Raw genomic sequence first — 15,002 nt, 5'->3', positions numbered from 1 at the left:
CACCCGCCGGCCTCAGCCCGCGCGTGAGCCGCGCCCTCCCGCGCACGCCCGCCGCCGCACGTCCGAGGCCGGCACCCACACCGCCCCCGTCATCACGCGCAGGTCGGCGATCCGCACCCGCACCAGCGTCCGCGTCCACTCCACGGCGACCGTGTCGAGCCGCTCTGCCCCGGTCGCCCAGCGCAGCGTCACGGTCACGGGGACGGGCCGGTCGACGTCGTGGTGCTCGCCGGGAGGCACGGGCAGCGCGTTCAGCAGGGGGACGGCGGCGCGGAGCAGGGACAGCCCGCCCGGCACGGTCTGCGCGAGGTCCACGGCGGCAGTGTCCGGCACGCGGTCCGGGGCGGCACGGCGGGGCGCCGTCGGCGTGCGGGTGAACTCCGGTGGCACCATGGGGACGCGCCACGACCACGACCGGAGGACCGCATGGGCAACGCCACCCACCTCGCTGCGACCGTGCACGTCGAGCCGATGACCGGCGACCACGCCGACGCCGTGCTGGCGGTGTTCGCCGAGGGGATTGCGACGGGTCACGCGACGTTCCAGGCGGAGCCCCCGACGTGGGAGGAGTTCGACACGGGCCACCGGGAGGACCTCCGCCTGGTCGCCGTCGACGACTCCGGGTCCGTCCTGGGCTGGGTGGCCGCGAGCCCCGTGTCCGGGCGGTGCGTCTACGCGGGAGTCGTGGAGGTCTCGCTGTACGTCGCGTCGGCGGCCCGCGGGCGCGGCGTCGGGAGGCTGCTGATGGACGCGCTGCTGCAGGCCGCGGCGGCGGCCGGGGTCTGGACCGCGCAGTCCGGCGTGTTCCCCGAGAACGCCGCGAGCCTCGCTCTCCACGAGGCCGCCGGGTTCCGCGTCGTCGGGCGGCGCGAGCGGCTCGGGCTGATGTCCCACGGGCCGCTGGCGGGGCAGTGGCGGGACGTGCTGCTGCTCGAGAAGCGGCTGTAGCGCGAGGTCGGCGCCCGCCCACCCACCCGTCCGGCGGGTGCACCAGGGACGGAGGTCCCGGCGGCGCGCCGCAGCGGGACCCACCCTGGACCGGGCTGGAGAATCCCGGGCCTCGAGCGAGCAGGGGGCACCGATGACGACCGGACGGCGGCTGCCGCGCATCGCGGCACTGAGCGGACCCGAGGCGGGCCGCGCACGGCACCTGCTGGTGCACTCGCCCGTGCACGCCGGCGCGGACGCCGTGACGTGGACCCTGACGCTGCTCGCGGAGGACGACGTGCCGCTCGCGGAGAGCCGCACCTCGGCGCCGAACTACCCGCTCCCGCTGGAGGACATCGCCCAGGTGCACCTCGACGTCGTCGGGCTCAGCGCGACGGGGCGGTGGACGCCGGAGCCGAGCGAGGACGGCGCCCCGCGGTTCCGCACGCCGGTGCGCCCCGCCGCTCTGCGCGACGACCCGGTCTGAGTCCCGGGCCGCGGGCCGGGTACGACGGTGCCCCGCGCCCGGGGACCGGGGCGGGGCACCTGTCACGGCGCGGGGGTCAGTGCTTGAAGGCGTCCTTGACCTTCTCGCCGGCGTCCTTGAGGTCCGCCTTCGACTGGTCGGTCCGGCCCTCGGCCTCGAGACGCTCGTCGTCGCTCGCGCGGCCGGCGGCCTCCTTGGCCTTGCCGGACACCTTCTCCGCGGCGTTCGCGATCTTGTCGTCGAGTCCCATGAGATCCTCCTTGCGCTGCGGTGACCTGGCCCTTCGACGTTAAGCCGGGTCCGCTCCGCCCGCATCCCGAGCGGCGTCCTCCGCGGCGAGCAGCGCGGCGAGCTGTGACGGCGTGCTGCGCAGCAGGCAGAACTCGTTGCCCTCCGGGTCGGCGAGCACGTGCCAGGTGACGTCGGGGCCCTGACCGACGTCGACCGGGACGGCACCGAGGCGCAGCAGGCGGTCCAGCTCGGTGGCCTGGTCGGAGCCGTCCGGCGGCCGCAGGTCGACGTGCAGCCGGTTCTTGACCTGCTTGTCCTCGGGGACGCGGAGGAACAGCCACGCCGGGGTGGCGGCGTCCGGCGGCTCCAGCGCCACCTCGTCCTCGTCCTCGTCGACGCGCCAGCCCAGCACCTGCTGCCACCAGCGGGCGAGGGCGACCGGGTCGCGCGCGTCGATGCAGAGCTGGCTCACCACGAGTCCCATGCGGGGACGGTACGGCCGGGCCCCGGCCCGCGCACGTGGTGCGGGGGCCGGGGCGGGTGGCTCAGGAGGCGGCGGCGCCGGCCGCGGCCCGGGCGGCGCGGGAGGCGAGCGCCGCGGCACCGACGATGCCGGCGGCGTTGCGCAGCTGCGCGGGCACGATCGGGGCGCGCAGGTGCAGCAGCGGCAGGAACTTCTCGTGGTGCTTGCTGACGCCGCCGCCGACGACGATGAGGTCCGGCCAGAACAGGTCCTCGATGACGCCGAAGTAGCGCTGCAGCCGCTCGGCCCACTGCTCGAAGTCGAGGCCCTCGCGGTCGCGCGCCGCGTCCGAGGCGCGGGTCTCGGCGTCGTGCCCGTCGATCTCGAGGTGCCCCAGCTCGAGGTTCGGCACGAGCACCCCGTCCACGACCATCGCGGTCCCGATGCCGGTGCCGAGCGTGCAGATGAACGTCACGCCGGACGTGGACCGCGCGGCGCCGTACAGCGTCTCGGCGTACCCGGCGGCGTCGGCGTCGTTCACGGCGAGCACCGGGCGGCCGACGGCCTCGCCGAGCACGTGCTCGATGTTCGTGCCGATCCACGAGACGTCGACGTTGGCGGCGGACCGCGCGACGCCGTGCTGCACGACGGCCGGGAACGTCACGCCGACCGGGGTGTCGTCCGGCAGGTCGAACCGGCCGACCAGCTCGGCGACCGTCTCCGCCACGGCGGCGGGGGTCGCGGGCTGCGGGGTGGGGATGCGGACCCGGTCGGCGGCGAACTCGCCGGTCGTCAGGTCGACGGGGGCGCCCTTGATCCCCGAGCCGCCGATGTCGATGCCGAACGCCCTCGGGGCGTGGGAGGAGGTGTGCGCGCTCATGGGAGTGTGAGGATCTCCGCTCCGGTGTCGGTGACCAGCAGGGTGTGCTCGAACTGGGCGCTGCGGCGCAGGTCGGCGGTGACCACCGTCCACCCGTCGTCCCACGTCGTCCAGTCGGGGGTGCCGAGGTTGAGCATCGGCTCGATGGTGAAGACCATCCCGGGCTCGATGACCCGGTCGTACTGCGGGGCGGCGTCGTAGTGCGGGATGACCAGCCCGGAGTGGAACGCCTCGCCGACGCCGTGCCCGGTGTAGTCGCGCACCACCCCGTACCCGAAGCGGGCCGCGTACTTCTCGATGACGCGGCCGATGACGTTGACCTCGCGCCCGGGGCGGACGGCCTTGATCGCCCGGGCCAGGGCCTCCTGCGTGCGCTCGACCAGCAGCCGCGACTCCTCGTCGACGTCCCCGACCAGGAACGTCGCGTTGTTGTCCCCGTGCACCCCGCCGGTGTACGCGGTGATGTCGACGTTGACGATGTCGCCGTCCTCGAGGACGGTCGAGTCGGGGATGCCGTGGCAGATGACCTCGTTCACCGAGGTGCACAGCGACTTCGGGAAGCCGCGGTAGCCGAGCGTCGACGGGTAGGCGTGGTGGTCGAGCAGGAACTCGTGCCCGACGCGGTCGAGCTCGTCCGTCGTGACGCCGGGGGCGACGTGCCGGCCGACCTCGGCGAGCGCCTGCGCCGCGATGCGGGCGGCCACCCGGATCCTCTCGACGACCTCCGGGGCGACGACGTCGCTGCCCGTGTAGGGCTCGGGGGCCGGGCGGTCGACGTACTCGGGGCGCGGGAGGGACGCGGGGACCGGGCGCCGCGGGCCGACGCGGCCCGGGACGAGCGCCGGCCTCGGCGCGTGGACGGACGTCATGCCTGGCAGTCTACGAAGCGACGGCCCGCACGCCGACCGCGGGCCCGCGCACCGAGGGAGGCCGCCGTGGCCGACGAGTTCTACTACAACACCCAGACCGGCCAGGTCGAGCAGGGCAAGCAGTCGACGTGGGCGCACCTCATGGGCCCCTACCCGACGCGCGACGCCGCGCAGCACGCGCTCGAGAAGGCGCGCGCCCGCTCCGAGGCGTGGGACGAGGAGGACCGCCGCGAGCGGTCCTGACCCGGCAGCGGGGACGCCGACGGGTCGCGCGCGTCCCGCCGGCGGCTCAGCCCTCCGGGGCCGCGCCGGTCAGCCGCGCGGCCACCTCGGCGACCGCCTCGGCGTCGCCCACGATCTCGAAGTGCATCTCGTCGACCCGCCCGTCGAAGTCCCCGCCCCACGCGACGACGGGCGCGACCTCCGCGAGGATCGACCGGATCGCCTCGACCTGCTCCGCGGTGAACGTGCCGGTGGCGCCGAGCGGGTGCTCCGTGGCGTTCAGGTCGATGGACGTCCCGGAGGCGTGGTTCGACAGCCGGTCCTCCTCGCCGTCCTCGCCCCGCACGGGCCGGTAGGCCCAGCCCCACGAGCTCGCCACGTCGACGGGTTCCACCTCGGCGTCGAACCGCTGCGCGACGTGGTCCAGGACGGTCCGCACGTCGCCCGCCAGCAGGCGGCCGGTCACCCAGGGCGAGACCTCCAGGCTCGGGTCGTCGCCCTCGTCGACGGCCGGCCAGCAGTTGAGCGACTCGGTCTGGTCCGGCACGCACGACGGCGCGACCACCGCGGCCGGCGGGGCGGGCTCGCTGCCGCCCGCGATCCGCACGACCGCGACCACGAGGGCGACCACCAGGCCGACGACCGCCAGCGCCAGCACGCCCAGCACGACGAGGCCGCGGCGCGTGAGGCGCAGCGGCGGCGGCCCCGGGGGCCGGCGGCCCGGGGCGGGTGCGCCGGGCCCCCGCTGGGCCGAGGGTGCGCCCGGGCGGTCGGCGGTCCGTGCGCCCGCGGGGGAGCGAGCCGCCCCCGAGGGGTCGACGGCGGTGTCGCGGCGCATGCGGACGAGGCTAGAGGGCGGGACGCGTCCCCGGCGTGAACCCCGGGGCCCCGGTGCGGCGTGCCGCGGCGTCCGACGCCCCCGGGGGCCCGCGCCCGGGACCTCCGACCTGGTACCCCGGCGCCCCGCGGCGGGTGCCGGGCTCAGCGCCGCGCGAGGTGCGCGACGACCGGGCGGTGGTCGCTCGTGCCGGTGCGCGGCAGCACGCCGAACCCGGTGACGCGCCAGACGCGGGCGTCGACGAGCACGTGGTCGATCGGCGCGCCGAGCACCCGGGGCACGTCGGCGGGCCAGGTGCCGAGCCCGGCGGCGCCCGTCGCCGCGGCCGCGTCCACGCACGGGCCCAGGTCGGCCAGGCCGGGGTGGTCGAGCGTGGCGTTGAGGTCGCCCGCGACGACCGCGCCGGGGGTGCTGCGGCAGACGTCGGCGACTCCCTGGACGTGCGCGACCCACTGCGGCATCGAGCCCCGGGCCGACGGTGCGCGGGTGTGGACGGCCACGACGACCCCGGGTGCGGGCGGGACGCGGCGAGCCTCGGTGCCTGTGCCCGCGTCGGCACCGGAGCCCGTGCCGGAGCCCGCGCCCGCTCCGGAGCCCGCGCCCGTGCCCGTCGCGACGGCCGCGAACGTGCCGAGGTCCGTCGCGGCAGCCCCTGCGTCGCGCTGCGGTACCCGCCCAGCGCGTCCCGCAGCAGCACGGCGACCCCGTCGGCCCGCGAGCCCACCGCGTCCTCGGCGAGGGCGGTGGTGGGCCGCCCCGCGTCGGTGAGCAGGCGCGCGGCCTCACGCGCGGTCCGCCCGGACGTCTCGGCGAGCACGGCCACGTCGGCGTCCTGCTCCTGCACCAGGGCGGCCAGCTCGTCGGCCGTCACAGTGCCGAACGTGTTGAACGACAGCACGACCAGCTCGTCCGCACGCGCGGTGCCGGGCCCGCCGCCCTCGAGGCCGCGTCCGGCCAGCACCGCGCCCTGACCCACGGCGCCCGCGACCATCAGGGCGGCCAGCACGAGCGGCAGCCGCCTGCCGGGCGGGCGCAGCCCCGTCCTCTCGGCGACCCGGGCCCAGCCCGCGACCGCGGCGAGCAGCACCGCCGCGGCCAGCACGAGCGCGACCGCGACCAGCCCGCGCAGGGCCACGAGCTGCACCCACGGCGACCGGCCGGCGATCCCGAGCCGGTCCGGGGCGAGGAGCGCGACGACGAGGCCCGCGACCAGGACGCAGGCCACCGCACCGAGCACCCGCCGGAGCGCCCGCGGGGCGCCTGCCGGGTCCGGGCGCCCGCCCGCCGCCGGGGCGTCCGACGCGTCGACGTCGTCCCGCGGTCGCCGGGGTGCGCTTCCGGGCGCGGTCCCGCTCAGCTGAGGAACGAGTGGTCGGCGTCGGGGAACTGCCCGCCGCGCACCTCGGCGGCGTACGCGCGGGCCGCCTGCCCGAGCAGCTCGCCGACCGGCGCGAACACCTTCGCGAACCGGGGCGACCAGTCGGACATGCCGGCCATGTCGGTCCAGACCAGGACCTGCCCGTCGCAGTCCGGCCCGGCGCCGATGCCGATGGTCGGGATCGTGAGCACCTCGGTGATCCGGGCGGCGACCGGCGCGGGCACCATCTCGAGCACCACGGCGACGGCCCCGGCCTCCTGCACGGCGACGGCGTCCTCGGCGAGCCGCTCGGCCGCCTCGTCGCCGCGGCCCTGCACCCGGTGCCCGCCGAGGGTGTTCTCGGACTGCGGGGTGAAGCCGAGGTGCGCGACCACCGGGACGCCCGCCTCGGTGAGCGCGCGGATCTGCGGCGCGACGCGCGTGCCGCCCTCGAACTTCACCGCGTGCGCGCCGGCCTCCTTGAGGTACCGGGTGGCCGTGGCGAGCGCCTGGGCCGGGCCGGACTCGTAGGACCCGAACGGCAGGTCGGCGACCACGAGGGCGCGCTGCGTGGCCCGCACGACGGCACGCGTCGGCGGGATCATCTCGTCGACGGTCACCGGGATGGGCGAGGCGTGCCCGAGCATCGTGTTGCCGATGGAGTCGCCCACCAGCAGCACGTCGATGCCGGCGTCGTCGAAGATCCGCGCGGTCGCGAAGTCGTAGGCCGTCAGCATCGTCAGCTTCTCGCCGCGCTGCTTGGCCTCCGCGAGGTGGTGCACCCGCACGCGGCGGACCGGTGAGGGGGCGGGGTGCTGGGACATCAGTGCTGCTCCACGGGGTCGCTGGTGGTGCCGGTGGTGCGCGCGGCGGCCTCCGGGGAGGCGGTCTCGTCGACCGGCTCGCGCCAGCGCGTCGTGATCGGCAGCCTACGGTCCCGCCCGAACGCCAGGGCCGTGACCTTCGGTCCGAGCGGGTACTGCCGCCGCTTCCACTCGGCCCGGTCCACCAGCGAGAGCACCTTGTCGACGATCGCCGGGTCGAACCCGCGTTCCAGCAGCTCGGCGCGGCCCTCGGCGTGCTCCACGTACGCGTCGAGCACCTGGTCCAGGAGGTCGTACGGCGGCAGCGAGTCCTGGTCGACCTGGCCGGGCCGCAGCTCCGCGGACGGCGGCTTGGTGATGGAGCTCTCCGGGATCGGGGGGAGCTCGCCGCGGTCGACGGCGTGGTGGTTGCGCCACCTGGCCAGCGCCCAGACGCGCGACTTGTCGACGTCCTTCAGCGGGGCGTAGCCGCCGACGGCGTCGCCGTAGATGGTCGAGTAGCCGACCGCCAGCTCCGTCTTGTTGCCGGTCGCCAGCACCAGGTGGCCCTCCGCGTTCGACAGGGCCATGAGGATCACGCCGCGGACCCGGGCCTGGAGGTTCTCGGCCGCGACGCCGTCCAGGGCCATCTCGCCCTCGAACGCGTCGACCATCGGCTTGATGGGCTGCACGCGGTAGTCCGCGCCGATCCGCTGCGCCAGGTCGGCGGCGTCGTCCTTCGAGTGGTCCGAGGACCAGCGCGACGGCATCGACACGCCCACCACCCGGTCGCCGCCCAGCGCGTCCGCGGCGACGGCCGCCACGAGCGCCGAGTCGATACCGCCGGACATGCCGAGCACGACGGACCGGAAGCCGTTCTTGCGGACGTAGCCGGCCAGCCCGGTCTCCAGGGCGCGGTAGATCTCCTCGTCCGGGTGCAGCGGGGCAGCGACCTCGCCCCGCGACGGCGCGGTGCCGGGCGCCGGGACGTCCCACACCAGCAGGTGCTCGACGAACTGCGGCGCCGACGCCAGCAGCTGCCCGTCGGGCGCGACGACGAACGAGCCGCCGTCGAACACCAGGTCGTCCTGCCCGCCCACCATGTTGACGTAGGCGACCGGCGCGGCGACCTCGGCGGCGCGGCGGGCGGCGAGCTCGGCGCGGATGTGGCCCTTGCCCTCCTCGAACGGCGAGCCGTTGATGACGACGAGCAGGTCCAGGTCGTCGTCGGACAGCTCCGCGACCGGCCCGTCCTGCCAGATGTCCTCGCAGATCAGCAGGCCCACGCGGCGCCCCGCGACGTCCACGACGGACGGCTCGCCGCCCGGCGCGAAGATGCGGAACTCGTCGAACACGCCGTAGTTCGGGAGGTGGTGCTTGTCGTAGCGCTGCAGCACGGCCCCGCCGCGCAGGACGACGGCCTGGTTGGTCGGGCGGGCCGGGGCGCCGTCGTGCTCGCGCGTCGTGCGCTCGCCGACCGTGCCCACGACCACCGTCAGCTCGCCCAGGCCGGCGTCCGCGAGGGACGCCGCGAGCCCGGCCAGCGCCCGCTCCGCGCCCCGCCGGAACGACGCGCGCAGCGCCAGGTCCTCGATGGGGTAGCCCGTCACGGTCATCTCCGGGAACGCGACGAGGTCGGCCCCGGCGTCGGCCGCGCGGCGCGCCCACGTGAGGACCGCGTCGACGTTGCCGGCGAGGTCGCCGACGCAGGTGTCGATCTGGGCGAGGGCGACGCGCAGCGCGCGGGTGTCGTGCTGGTCGGGCATGCCGCGAGCCTATTCGGGTGGACCGGGCGCAGCCAGCGGCCCCCGGCGGCGTGGTGCGGCGGCCACGGCGGCCCCGGATCAGGCAGGATGTACCGCATGGACAGGCAGCAGGAGTTCGTCCTCCGCACGGTGGAGGAGCGCGACATCCGATTCATCCGGCTCTGGTTCACCGACGTGCTCGGGACCCTCAAGTCGGTGGCCGTCGCGCCCGCGGAGCTGGAGGCGGCGTTCTCGGAGGGCATCGGGTTCGACGGCTCCTCGATCGAGGGCCTGACCCGGGTGTACGAGGCGGACATGATCGCCAAGCCCGACCCGACGACGTTCCAGGTGCTGCCCTGGCGCGGGGAGCGGCACGGCACCGCGCGGATGTTCTGCGACATCCTCACGCCCGAGGGCGAGCCGTCGCTGGCCGACTCCCGTAACGTGCTCAAGCGCGCGCTGGCCCGGGCGAGCGAGAAGGGCTTCACCTTCTACACGCACCCCGAGGTCGAGTTCTACCTGTTCGAGGCGCCCGCCGACCCGGCGCAGCCGCTGGTCCCCGTCGACCAGGGCGGCTACTTCGACCACGTGCCGCGCGGCACCGCGCACGACTTCCGGCGCGCCGCGATCACGATGCTCGAGTCGATGGGCATCTCGGTGGAGTTCTCCCACCACGAGGCCGGCCCGGGCCAGAACGAGATCGACCTGCGGTACGCCGACGCGCTGACCACGGCCGACAACATCATGACGTTCCGGACGGTCGTGAAGGAGGTCGCCCTGGAGCAGGGCGTCTTCGCGTCCTTCATGCCGAAGCCGCTGGCCGACCAGCCGGGCTCCGGGATGCACACGCACCTGTCGCTCTTCGAGGGCGACCGCAACGCGTTCCACGAGCCCGGCGCGCACCTGGACCTGTCCAAGACGGCCCGCTCGTTCATCGCGGGCCTGCTGCGGCACGCCGCCGAGATCACGGCCGTGACGAACCAGTTCACGAACTCCTACAAGCGGCTGTGGGGCGGCTCCGAGGCGCCGTCGTACATCTGCTGGGGCCACAACAACCGGTCCGCGCTGGTGCGGGTGCCGATGTACAAGCCCGGCAAGTCCAACTCCTCGCGCATCGAGTACCGCGGCGTGGACTCGGCGACCAACCCGTACCTGGCGTTCGCGCTGCTGCTCGCCGCCGGCCTCAAGGGCGTCGAGGAGGGCTACGAGCTGCCCGAGGGCGCCGACGACGACGTGTGGGAGCTGACCGACTCCGAGCGCCGCGCGCTGGGCATCGAGCCCCTGCCCGCCTCGCTCGAGGCCGCGATCGCCGTGATGGAGAAGTCCGAGCTGGTGGCCGAGGCGCTGGGCGAGCACGTCTTCGACTACGTCCTGCGCAACAAGCGCCAGGAGTGGGAGGAGTACCGCGCGCAGGTCACGCCGTACGAGCTGCGCCGCTTCCTGCCGATGCTCTGACCCGCGGGTACGCGGGCGGGCCGTGGACGGTCGGCGCGCGGGGGCGCTGCCGCTGGGTAGCGTGAGCGCGTGAGCAGCACGTCGGTCGGTCGGGGCAGCACGCTGGCGGGTCGCCTGACCCGCGCCGGGTTCGCGGACGCCGCGCGCGCGGAGCGGCTGCTCGCCGACGCCGCGCTCGTGCGGCTGCTGGGCGGCGACCCGGACGCCGGCGCGGACGACCCCGCGCGGGACGCGGACGCCGGGGAGGCCGGCGCGCGGGAGACGTCCCCGTCGGCGTCGTCCGGCCCGGGTGCCGCGCCCGACGGCCCGGTCGAGCCCGCCGCGCTGGTGCCGGCGCTCGCCGAGGCCGCGGACCCCGACCAGGCGCTGCTGTCGCTGGCGAAGATCGCGGGCGCCGTGCTCGACGACGCCGCGCGCCGCGAGCGGCTCCGTGCCGTGCTCACCGAGGACGGCGCGCCGCGAGCCCGCCTGCTCGCCGTGCTCGGCGCCTCGGTGGCGCTCGGGGACGACCTGTGCGCGCACCCCGAGCACCTGGACGTGGTGCTGGACGAGGAGCCCGGGACCGGCGTCCCGGCGGCCGAGGTGCGCGCGGAGCTGCTGCTCGCCGTCGGCGCGGACCCCGACGCGGACGTCCCGGTCGCGGACCCGGGCGGCCCCGGGGGCGTCGACGCGATGCGCCGGGCGTACCGGGCGCGGCTGCAGCGCATCGCCGCGACCGACCTGACGAGCGGGGAGCCGCTCACCCGGCTGCCGGGCGTCGCGGCCGCGCTCGCGGACCTGGCGGCGGCCGCGCTCGAGGCCGCCCTGGCGCTGGCGCGCGCCGAGCTCGACGACCACGGCCGGTCGGTCCGGCTCGCGGTGATCGGCATGGGCAAGACGGGCGGCCGGGAGCTCAACTACGTCAGCGACGTGGACGTCGTATACGTCGCGGAGCCCGTCGCGGGGGTCGACGAGGCCGAGGCCCTGGCCGCCGGCACCCGCCTGGCGACCGCGCTGGCGCGCGCGTGCGCCGGGCCGTCGGGGGAGCCGGAGCTGTGGCCGGTGGACGCGGCGCTGCGGCCGGAGGGCAAGGACGGGCCGCTGGTCCGCACGCTCGACTCCCACGTGTCCTACTACGGGCGCTGGGCGAAGACCTGGGAGTTCCAGGCGCTGCTCAAGGCGCGCCCCCTCGCGGGGGACCGGGAGCTGGGGGACGCCTACGTCGCGGCGCTGAACCCGCTGGTCTGGCAGGCGGTGCGGCGGGAGAACTTCGTCGAGGACTCGCAGGCCATGCGGCGGCGCGTCGAGCGGCACGTGCCCGCGGCGGAGGCGGACCGGCAGATCAAGCTCGGCGTCGGCGGCCTGCGGGACGTGGAGTTCACGGTGCAGCTGCTGCAGCTCGTCCACGGGCGGTCCGACCCGGAGATCCGCAGCGGCAACACGCTCACCGCCCTCGCCGCCCTGTCCGCCGGTGGCTACGTCGGCCGGGAGCACGCCGCGCAGCTCGCGGTCTGCTACCGGTTCCTGCGCGCGGTCGAGCACCGCATCCAGCTGCACCGGCTGCGGCGCACCCACCTGATGCCGACCGCGGAGGCGGACCTGCGCCGCCTCGCCCGGTCGGTGGGGATGCGCACGGAGGGGGCCGCGGGCCTGCTCGAGCGGTGGCGGCAGGTGCGCCGCGACGTGCGGCACCTGCACGAGGCGCTGTTCTACCGCCCGCTGCTGCCGGCCACCGCGCAGCTCTCGACGGAGGAGGCCGCGCTCGCCCCGGAGGCCGCGCGGGAGCGGCTCGCGGCGATCGGCTACCGCGACCCGGCGGGCGCCCTGCGGCACATCGCGGCGCTCACGGAGGGGGTGTCCCGGCGGGCGGCGATCCAGCGCCAGCTGCTGCCGGTGATGATCGGCTGGTTCGCCGACGGGCCGGACCCCGACGGCGGGCTGCTGGCGTTCCGCCGCCTCTCCGAGACGCTCGGCGGCACGCACTGGTACCTCAAGCTGCTGCGCGACTCCGGCACGGCCGCCGAGCGGCTCGCGCGGGCGCTCTCGACGTCGCGCTACGTGGCCGACGCGCTCGGCCGGTCGCCCGAGTCCGTCGTGTGGCTGGACGAGGACGCCGAGCTGGAGCCGCGCAGCCACGAGCGCCTCGTGGCGGAGGCGGACGCGATCCTCACCCGCGCGGACGAGCCGGTGCAGGCCGTCGGCGCGCTGCGGGCGATGCGGCGCCGCGAGCTGGCGCGCACCGCGGTCGCCGACGTGCTCGGCGTCGTGACGGGCACGCGCGCCTCGCGCAGCCTGACCGTCACGGCGGAGGTGCTGCTCGCCGGCGCGCTGCGGGTGGCGGCGTGGGAGGAGCGCGCCGCGCGGCACCTGGACGCGGACCCGACGGCGCTGCTGGTGGTCGCGATGGGGCGGCTCGGCGGGCGCGAGATGGGCTACACGTCCGACGCGGACGTGCTGTTCGTGCACGACCCCGTGCCGGACGCGGACCCGCAGCTCGCGCAGGCGTTCGCGACCGGGGTGGCGACGCGGCTGCGGGCGCTGCTCGGGGCGGTCGGCCCGGAGCCGGCGCTCGAGGTCGACGCGGACCTGCGGCCCGAGGGGCGCAACGGTCCGCTGGTGCGCTCGTTCGACGCCTACGCCGAGTACTACGCGCGCTGGTCGCTGGTCTGGGAGAGCCAGGCGCTGCTGCGCGCGCGGCCGGTGGCGGGCGACGCGGCGCTCGGGGAGCGCTTCGTGGCCCTCGTCGACCCGCTGCGGTACCCCGAGGGCGGGCTGGACCCGGCCGGCGTCCGCGAGGTGCGGCGCATCAAGGCCCGCGTCGAGTCCGAGCGGCTGCCGCGCGGCGTCGACCCCACGCGGCACCTCAAGCTCGGGCGGGGCGGCATCGCGGACGTCGAGTGGACGGCACAGCTGCTGCAGCTCCGCCACGCGCACGAGCACCCCGCCCTGCGCACGCCGTCGACGCTCGAGGCGCTGGCGGCCGCGCGCGACGCGGGGCTGCTCGGCGAGGACGACACCGCGGTGCTCGTCGAGGCGTGGGAGCTGGCGTCCCGGCTGCGGGACGCGCTGGTGCTGTGGACCGGGCGGACGGGCGGCGCGCACGCCGACGTGCTGCCGCACGACCGGCGCGTGATGACGGGGCTCGCGGCGGTGGTCGGCTACCCGTCGGGCTCCGCGCAGGAGCTGGAGGACGCGTGGCTGCGGGCGTCGCGCCGCGCCCGGGCGGTGGTCGAGGCCGTGTTCTACGCCTGACGGCCTGGGGGCGTCGGGTCGCGCCCGAGGGGGCCCGGCCCCGTCAGCCCGTCAGTCCGGGGGCTCGACCGGGTCCGGGACCGGGCTGCGGCCGAGCGCGCCGTCCTCGAGGTTCTCCTGGAGGTCCTGCGCGACGTCGTCGCCGCGGTCCACCCCGCCGAGGTCGGGGGCGTCGGGGCCGTCGACCGCGTCCGGGTCGTCGGCGGGGGAGTCGGGGATCCAGTCGTCGGTGCCGTCGGTCATGCCTCGACGCTAGGCCGGGTCGGAGGGCGGCGCGACCGGGGGCCGCAGCTCCGCCTCCGGGGCCCGGGTGCGGCCGGGCTGCTCGTCCTGGAGCAGCGCGGAGTCCACGAGCTCGTGCCGACGCACGTACGTCGAGGCGACGGCCTGCACGGTCGCGACCACCGGCAGCGACAGGAACGCCCCGAGCGGCCCGAAGACCGCCCCGAACGCGATCACCGACAGGAACGCCACGGCGGGGTTCAGCGCGAGCGAGCGCTGCGAGACCTTCGGGGTGAGGAACAGGTTCTCGACCTGCTGGTAGGCGATGATGAACGCCAGCACGGCGAGCGACCGCAGCGGGGACACCGACAGCGCCACGAGCACCGGCAGGGCGCCGCCGATGTACGTGCCGACCGTCGGGACGAACTGCGAGACGAGCCCGGTGAACGTCGCCAGGGGCAGCGCGTACGGGATGCCGAGCACGGCGAGGAACACCCAGGTCGCGGCGGTCGAGATGGCCGCGAGGGCGATCCGCGAGGTGATGAAGCCGGCGACCTTGTCCTGCGAGACCTCCCAGAGCCGCAGCACCTCGCGCTGCCGGTCGGGCGCCAGGTAGCGGCACACGGACGCGCGGAACCGGGGGCCGGCGCTGGCCATGTAGTACACGACGAGCAGCACGGCGGTGGCGGTGAACAGGCCGCCGGCGATGGACGTGCCGACGCCGATGACGCCCGGGGCGATGTCGTCCACGTAGTCGCCGGCGTTGGTGAGCAGCTCGTCGGTGCGCGGCAGCGTGACCTCGAACCGGTCGTCGAGGAACCCGCGCAGGTCGGCGTAGTAGCCGGGGATGGACTGGACGAGCGCGACGAGCTGGTTGACGAACAGGCCGCCCAGCAGCGCGAGCACGCCGATCCCTACCACCAGGGAGCCGAGCATCGTGATGCCGGTGGCGAGCGGGCGCTTCACGCCGCGCCGGCCGAGCCACAGGATCATCGGCTCCATCGCCAGGGCGAGGAACCAGGAGATCACCAGGATCGTGAAGACGTTGCCGAGCATCGAGGCGGCGCGCCAGACGAGGATGCCGGCGAACACGGCGGCGACCGCCATGACCAGCGCGCGCGGCAGCCACCGCGGCGGCCGGCGGGGGTCCGCCGGGACCGCCGTGGCCGCTGTGGCCGCCGTGGCGGGGGGTGCCGCGGCGGAGTCCGTCGAGACCGGTGCGGGGTCCTCGTGGTCGGTCATGCGGGGCTCCGGTGGTCGGCCGAGTGGGGG

Annotated in this window: 15 protein-coding genes and 1 pseudogene; 5 read left to right on the top strand and 11 right to left on the bottom strand. The window is 76.1% G+C overall.

From position 1 onward, the window contains the following. Window positions 1-12: 12 nt before the first annotated feature. Window positions 13-315, bottom strand: a complete 303-nt coding sequence (locus P9841_RS03280) for a hypothetical protein (protein WP_283320681.1) — start codon at window positions 313-315, stop codon at window positions 13-15. Between the two features lie 111 nt (window positions 316-426). Here P9841_RS03280 and P9841_RS03275 point away from each other — a divergent pair, with 111 nt between their 5' ends. Together P9841_RS03275 and P9841_RS03270 are read left to right on the top strand one after the other, a co-directional pair. Then, window positions 427-948, top strand: coding sequence for a GNAT family N-acetyltransferase (locus P9841_RS03275; RefSeq protein WP_502848371.1), 522 nt, complete (start codon window positions 427-429; stop codon window positions 946-948). A gap of 133 nt (window positions 949-1,081) precedes the next feature. Continuing rightward, entirely contained in the window at window positions 1,082-1,414 is a 333-nt protein-coding gene (locus P9841_RS03270) for a hypothetical protein (RefSeq protein ID WP_283320680.1), read from the top strand. 76 nt (window positions 1,415-1,490) lie between these two features. On the opposite strand, the gene P9841_RS03265 is transcribed toward P9841_RS03270, so the two are convergent. From P9841_RS03265 to map, 4 genes are all read right to left on the bottom strand, one after another. Then, on the bottom strand, window positions 1,491-1,664 hold the full coding sequence (locus P9841_RS03265; protein WP_283320679.1) for a CsbD family protein: 174 nt from the start codon (window positions 1,662-1,664) through the stop codon (window positions 1,491-1,493). Between the two features lie 39 nt (window positions 1,665-1,703). Beyond that, a complete protein-coding gene (locus tag P9841_RS03260) occupies window positions 1,704-2,129 on the bottom strand; it encodes a VOC family protein (protein ID WP_283320678.1) in 426 nt (141 codons plus the stop codon). 61 nt (window positions 2,130-2,190) lie between these two features. Then, complete coding sequence (ppgK, locus tag P9841_RS03255) at window positions 2,191-2,988, bottom strand: polyphosphate--glucose phosphotransferase (RefSeq protein ID WP_283320677.1); 798 nt, start codon at window positions 2,986-2,988, stop codon at window positions 2,191-2,193. Beyond that, entirely contained in the window at window positions 2,985-3,857 is an 873-nt protein-coding gene (gene map / locus P9841_RS03250) for a type I methionyl aminopeptidase (protein ID WP_459349086.1), read from the bottom strand. Before map ends, ppgK begins: the two co-directional genes overlap by 4 nt. Window positions 3,858-3,923: 66 nt before the next feature. On the opposite strand from map, the gene P9841_RS03245 reads away from it, so the two are divergent. Then, a complete protein-coding gene (locus P9841_RS03245) occupies window positions 3,924-4,100 on the top strand; it encodes an SPOR domain-containing protein (RefSeq protein ID WP_283320676.1) in 177 nt (58 codons plus the stop codon). 46 nt (window positions 4,101-4,146) lie between these two features. On the opposite strand, the gene P9841_RS03240 is transcribed toward P9841_RS03245, so the two are convergent. The 4 genes and pseudogenes from P9841_RS03240 to P9841_RS03225 all read right to left on the bottom strand — a co-directional run bounded on the left by P9841_RS03240 (window position 4,147) and on the right by P9841_RS03225 (window position 8,843). Next, window positions 4,147-4,917: a M15 family metallopeptidase gene (locus P9841_RS03240; RefSeq protein WP_283320675.1), complete on the bottom strand. Its 771-nt coding sequence runs from the start codon at window positions 4,915-4,917 to the stop codon at window positions 4,147-4,149. Window positions 4,918-5,060: 143 nt separating this feature from the next. Next, window positions 5,061-5,423 (bottom strand): annotated as a pseudogene (locus P9841_RS03235) (endonuclease/exonuclease/phosphatase family protein); the annotation flags it as partial. A gap of 847 nt (window positions 5,424-6,270) precedes the next feature. Beyond that, the gene (gene panB, locus P9841_RS03230) at window positions 6,271-7,098 is read right to left on the bottom strand and encodes a 3-methyl-2-oxobutanoate hydroxymethyltransferase (RefSeq protein WP_283320674.1); all 828 of its coding nucleotides are present in this window, start codon (window positions 7,096-7,098) and stop codon (window positions 6,271-6,273) included. After that, window positions 7,098-8,843 (bottom strand): NAD+ synthase, encoded by a 1,746-nt coding sequence (locus P9841_RS03225; protein WP_283320673.1) that lies wholly within the window; start codon window positions 8,841-8,843, stop codon window positions 7,098-7,100. Before P9841_RS03225 ends, panB begins: the two co-directional genes overlap by 1 nt. Window positions 8,844-8,939: 96 nt before the next feature. Here P9841_RS03225 and P9841_RS03220 point away from each other — a divergent pair, with 96 nt between their 5' ends. After that, entirely contained in the window at window positions 8,940-10,277 is a 1,338-nt protein-coding gene (locus P9841_RS03220; RefSeq protein WP_283320672.1) for a glutamine synthetase family protein, read from the top strand. Between the two features lie 69 nt (window positions 10,278-10,346). After that, window positions 10,347-13,508, top strand: a complete 3,162-nt coding sequence (locus tag P9841_RS03215) for a bifunctional [glutamine synthetase] adenylyltransferase/[glutamine synthetase]-adenylyl-L-tyrosine phosphorylase (RefSeq protein WP_283320671.1) — start codon at window positions 10,347-10,349, stop codon at window positions 13,506-13,508. Between the two features lie 51 nt (window positions 13,509-13,559). Here the strand turns inward: P9841_RS03215 and P9841_RS03210 are convergent, their stop codons facing one another. Next, complete coding sequence (locus P9841_RS03210) at window positions 13,560-13,751, bottom strand: hypothetical protein (protein ID WP_283320670.1); 192 nt, start codon at window positions 13,749-13,751, stop codon at window positions 13,560-13,562. 9 nt (window positions 13,752-13,760) lie between these two features. Next, window positions 13,761-14,972: an AI-2E family transporter gene (locus tag P9841_RS03205; protein WP_283320669.1), complete on the bottom strand. Its 1,212-nt coding sequence runs from the start codon at window positions 14,970-14,972 to the stop codon at window positions 13,761-13,763. Window positions 14,973-15,002 lie beyond the last annotated feature (30 nt).

Origin of the sequence: Cellulomonas sp. ES6, from assembly GCF_030053835.1 — a bacterium.
In the GTDB taxonomy this organism is placed as follows: Bacteria; Actinomycetota; Actinomycetes; order Actinomycetales; family Cellulomonadaceae; genus Cellulomonas.
The sequence above is the reverse complement of the archived record's forward strand: the minus strand, read 5'-3'. Positions and strand labels throughout refer to the sequence as shown.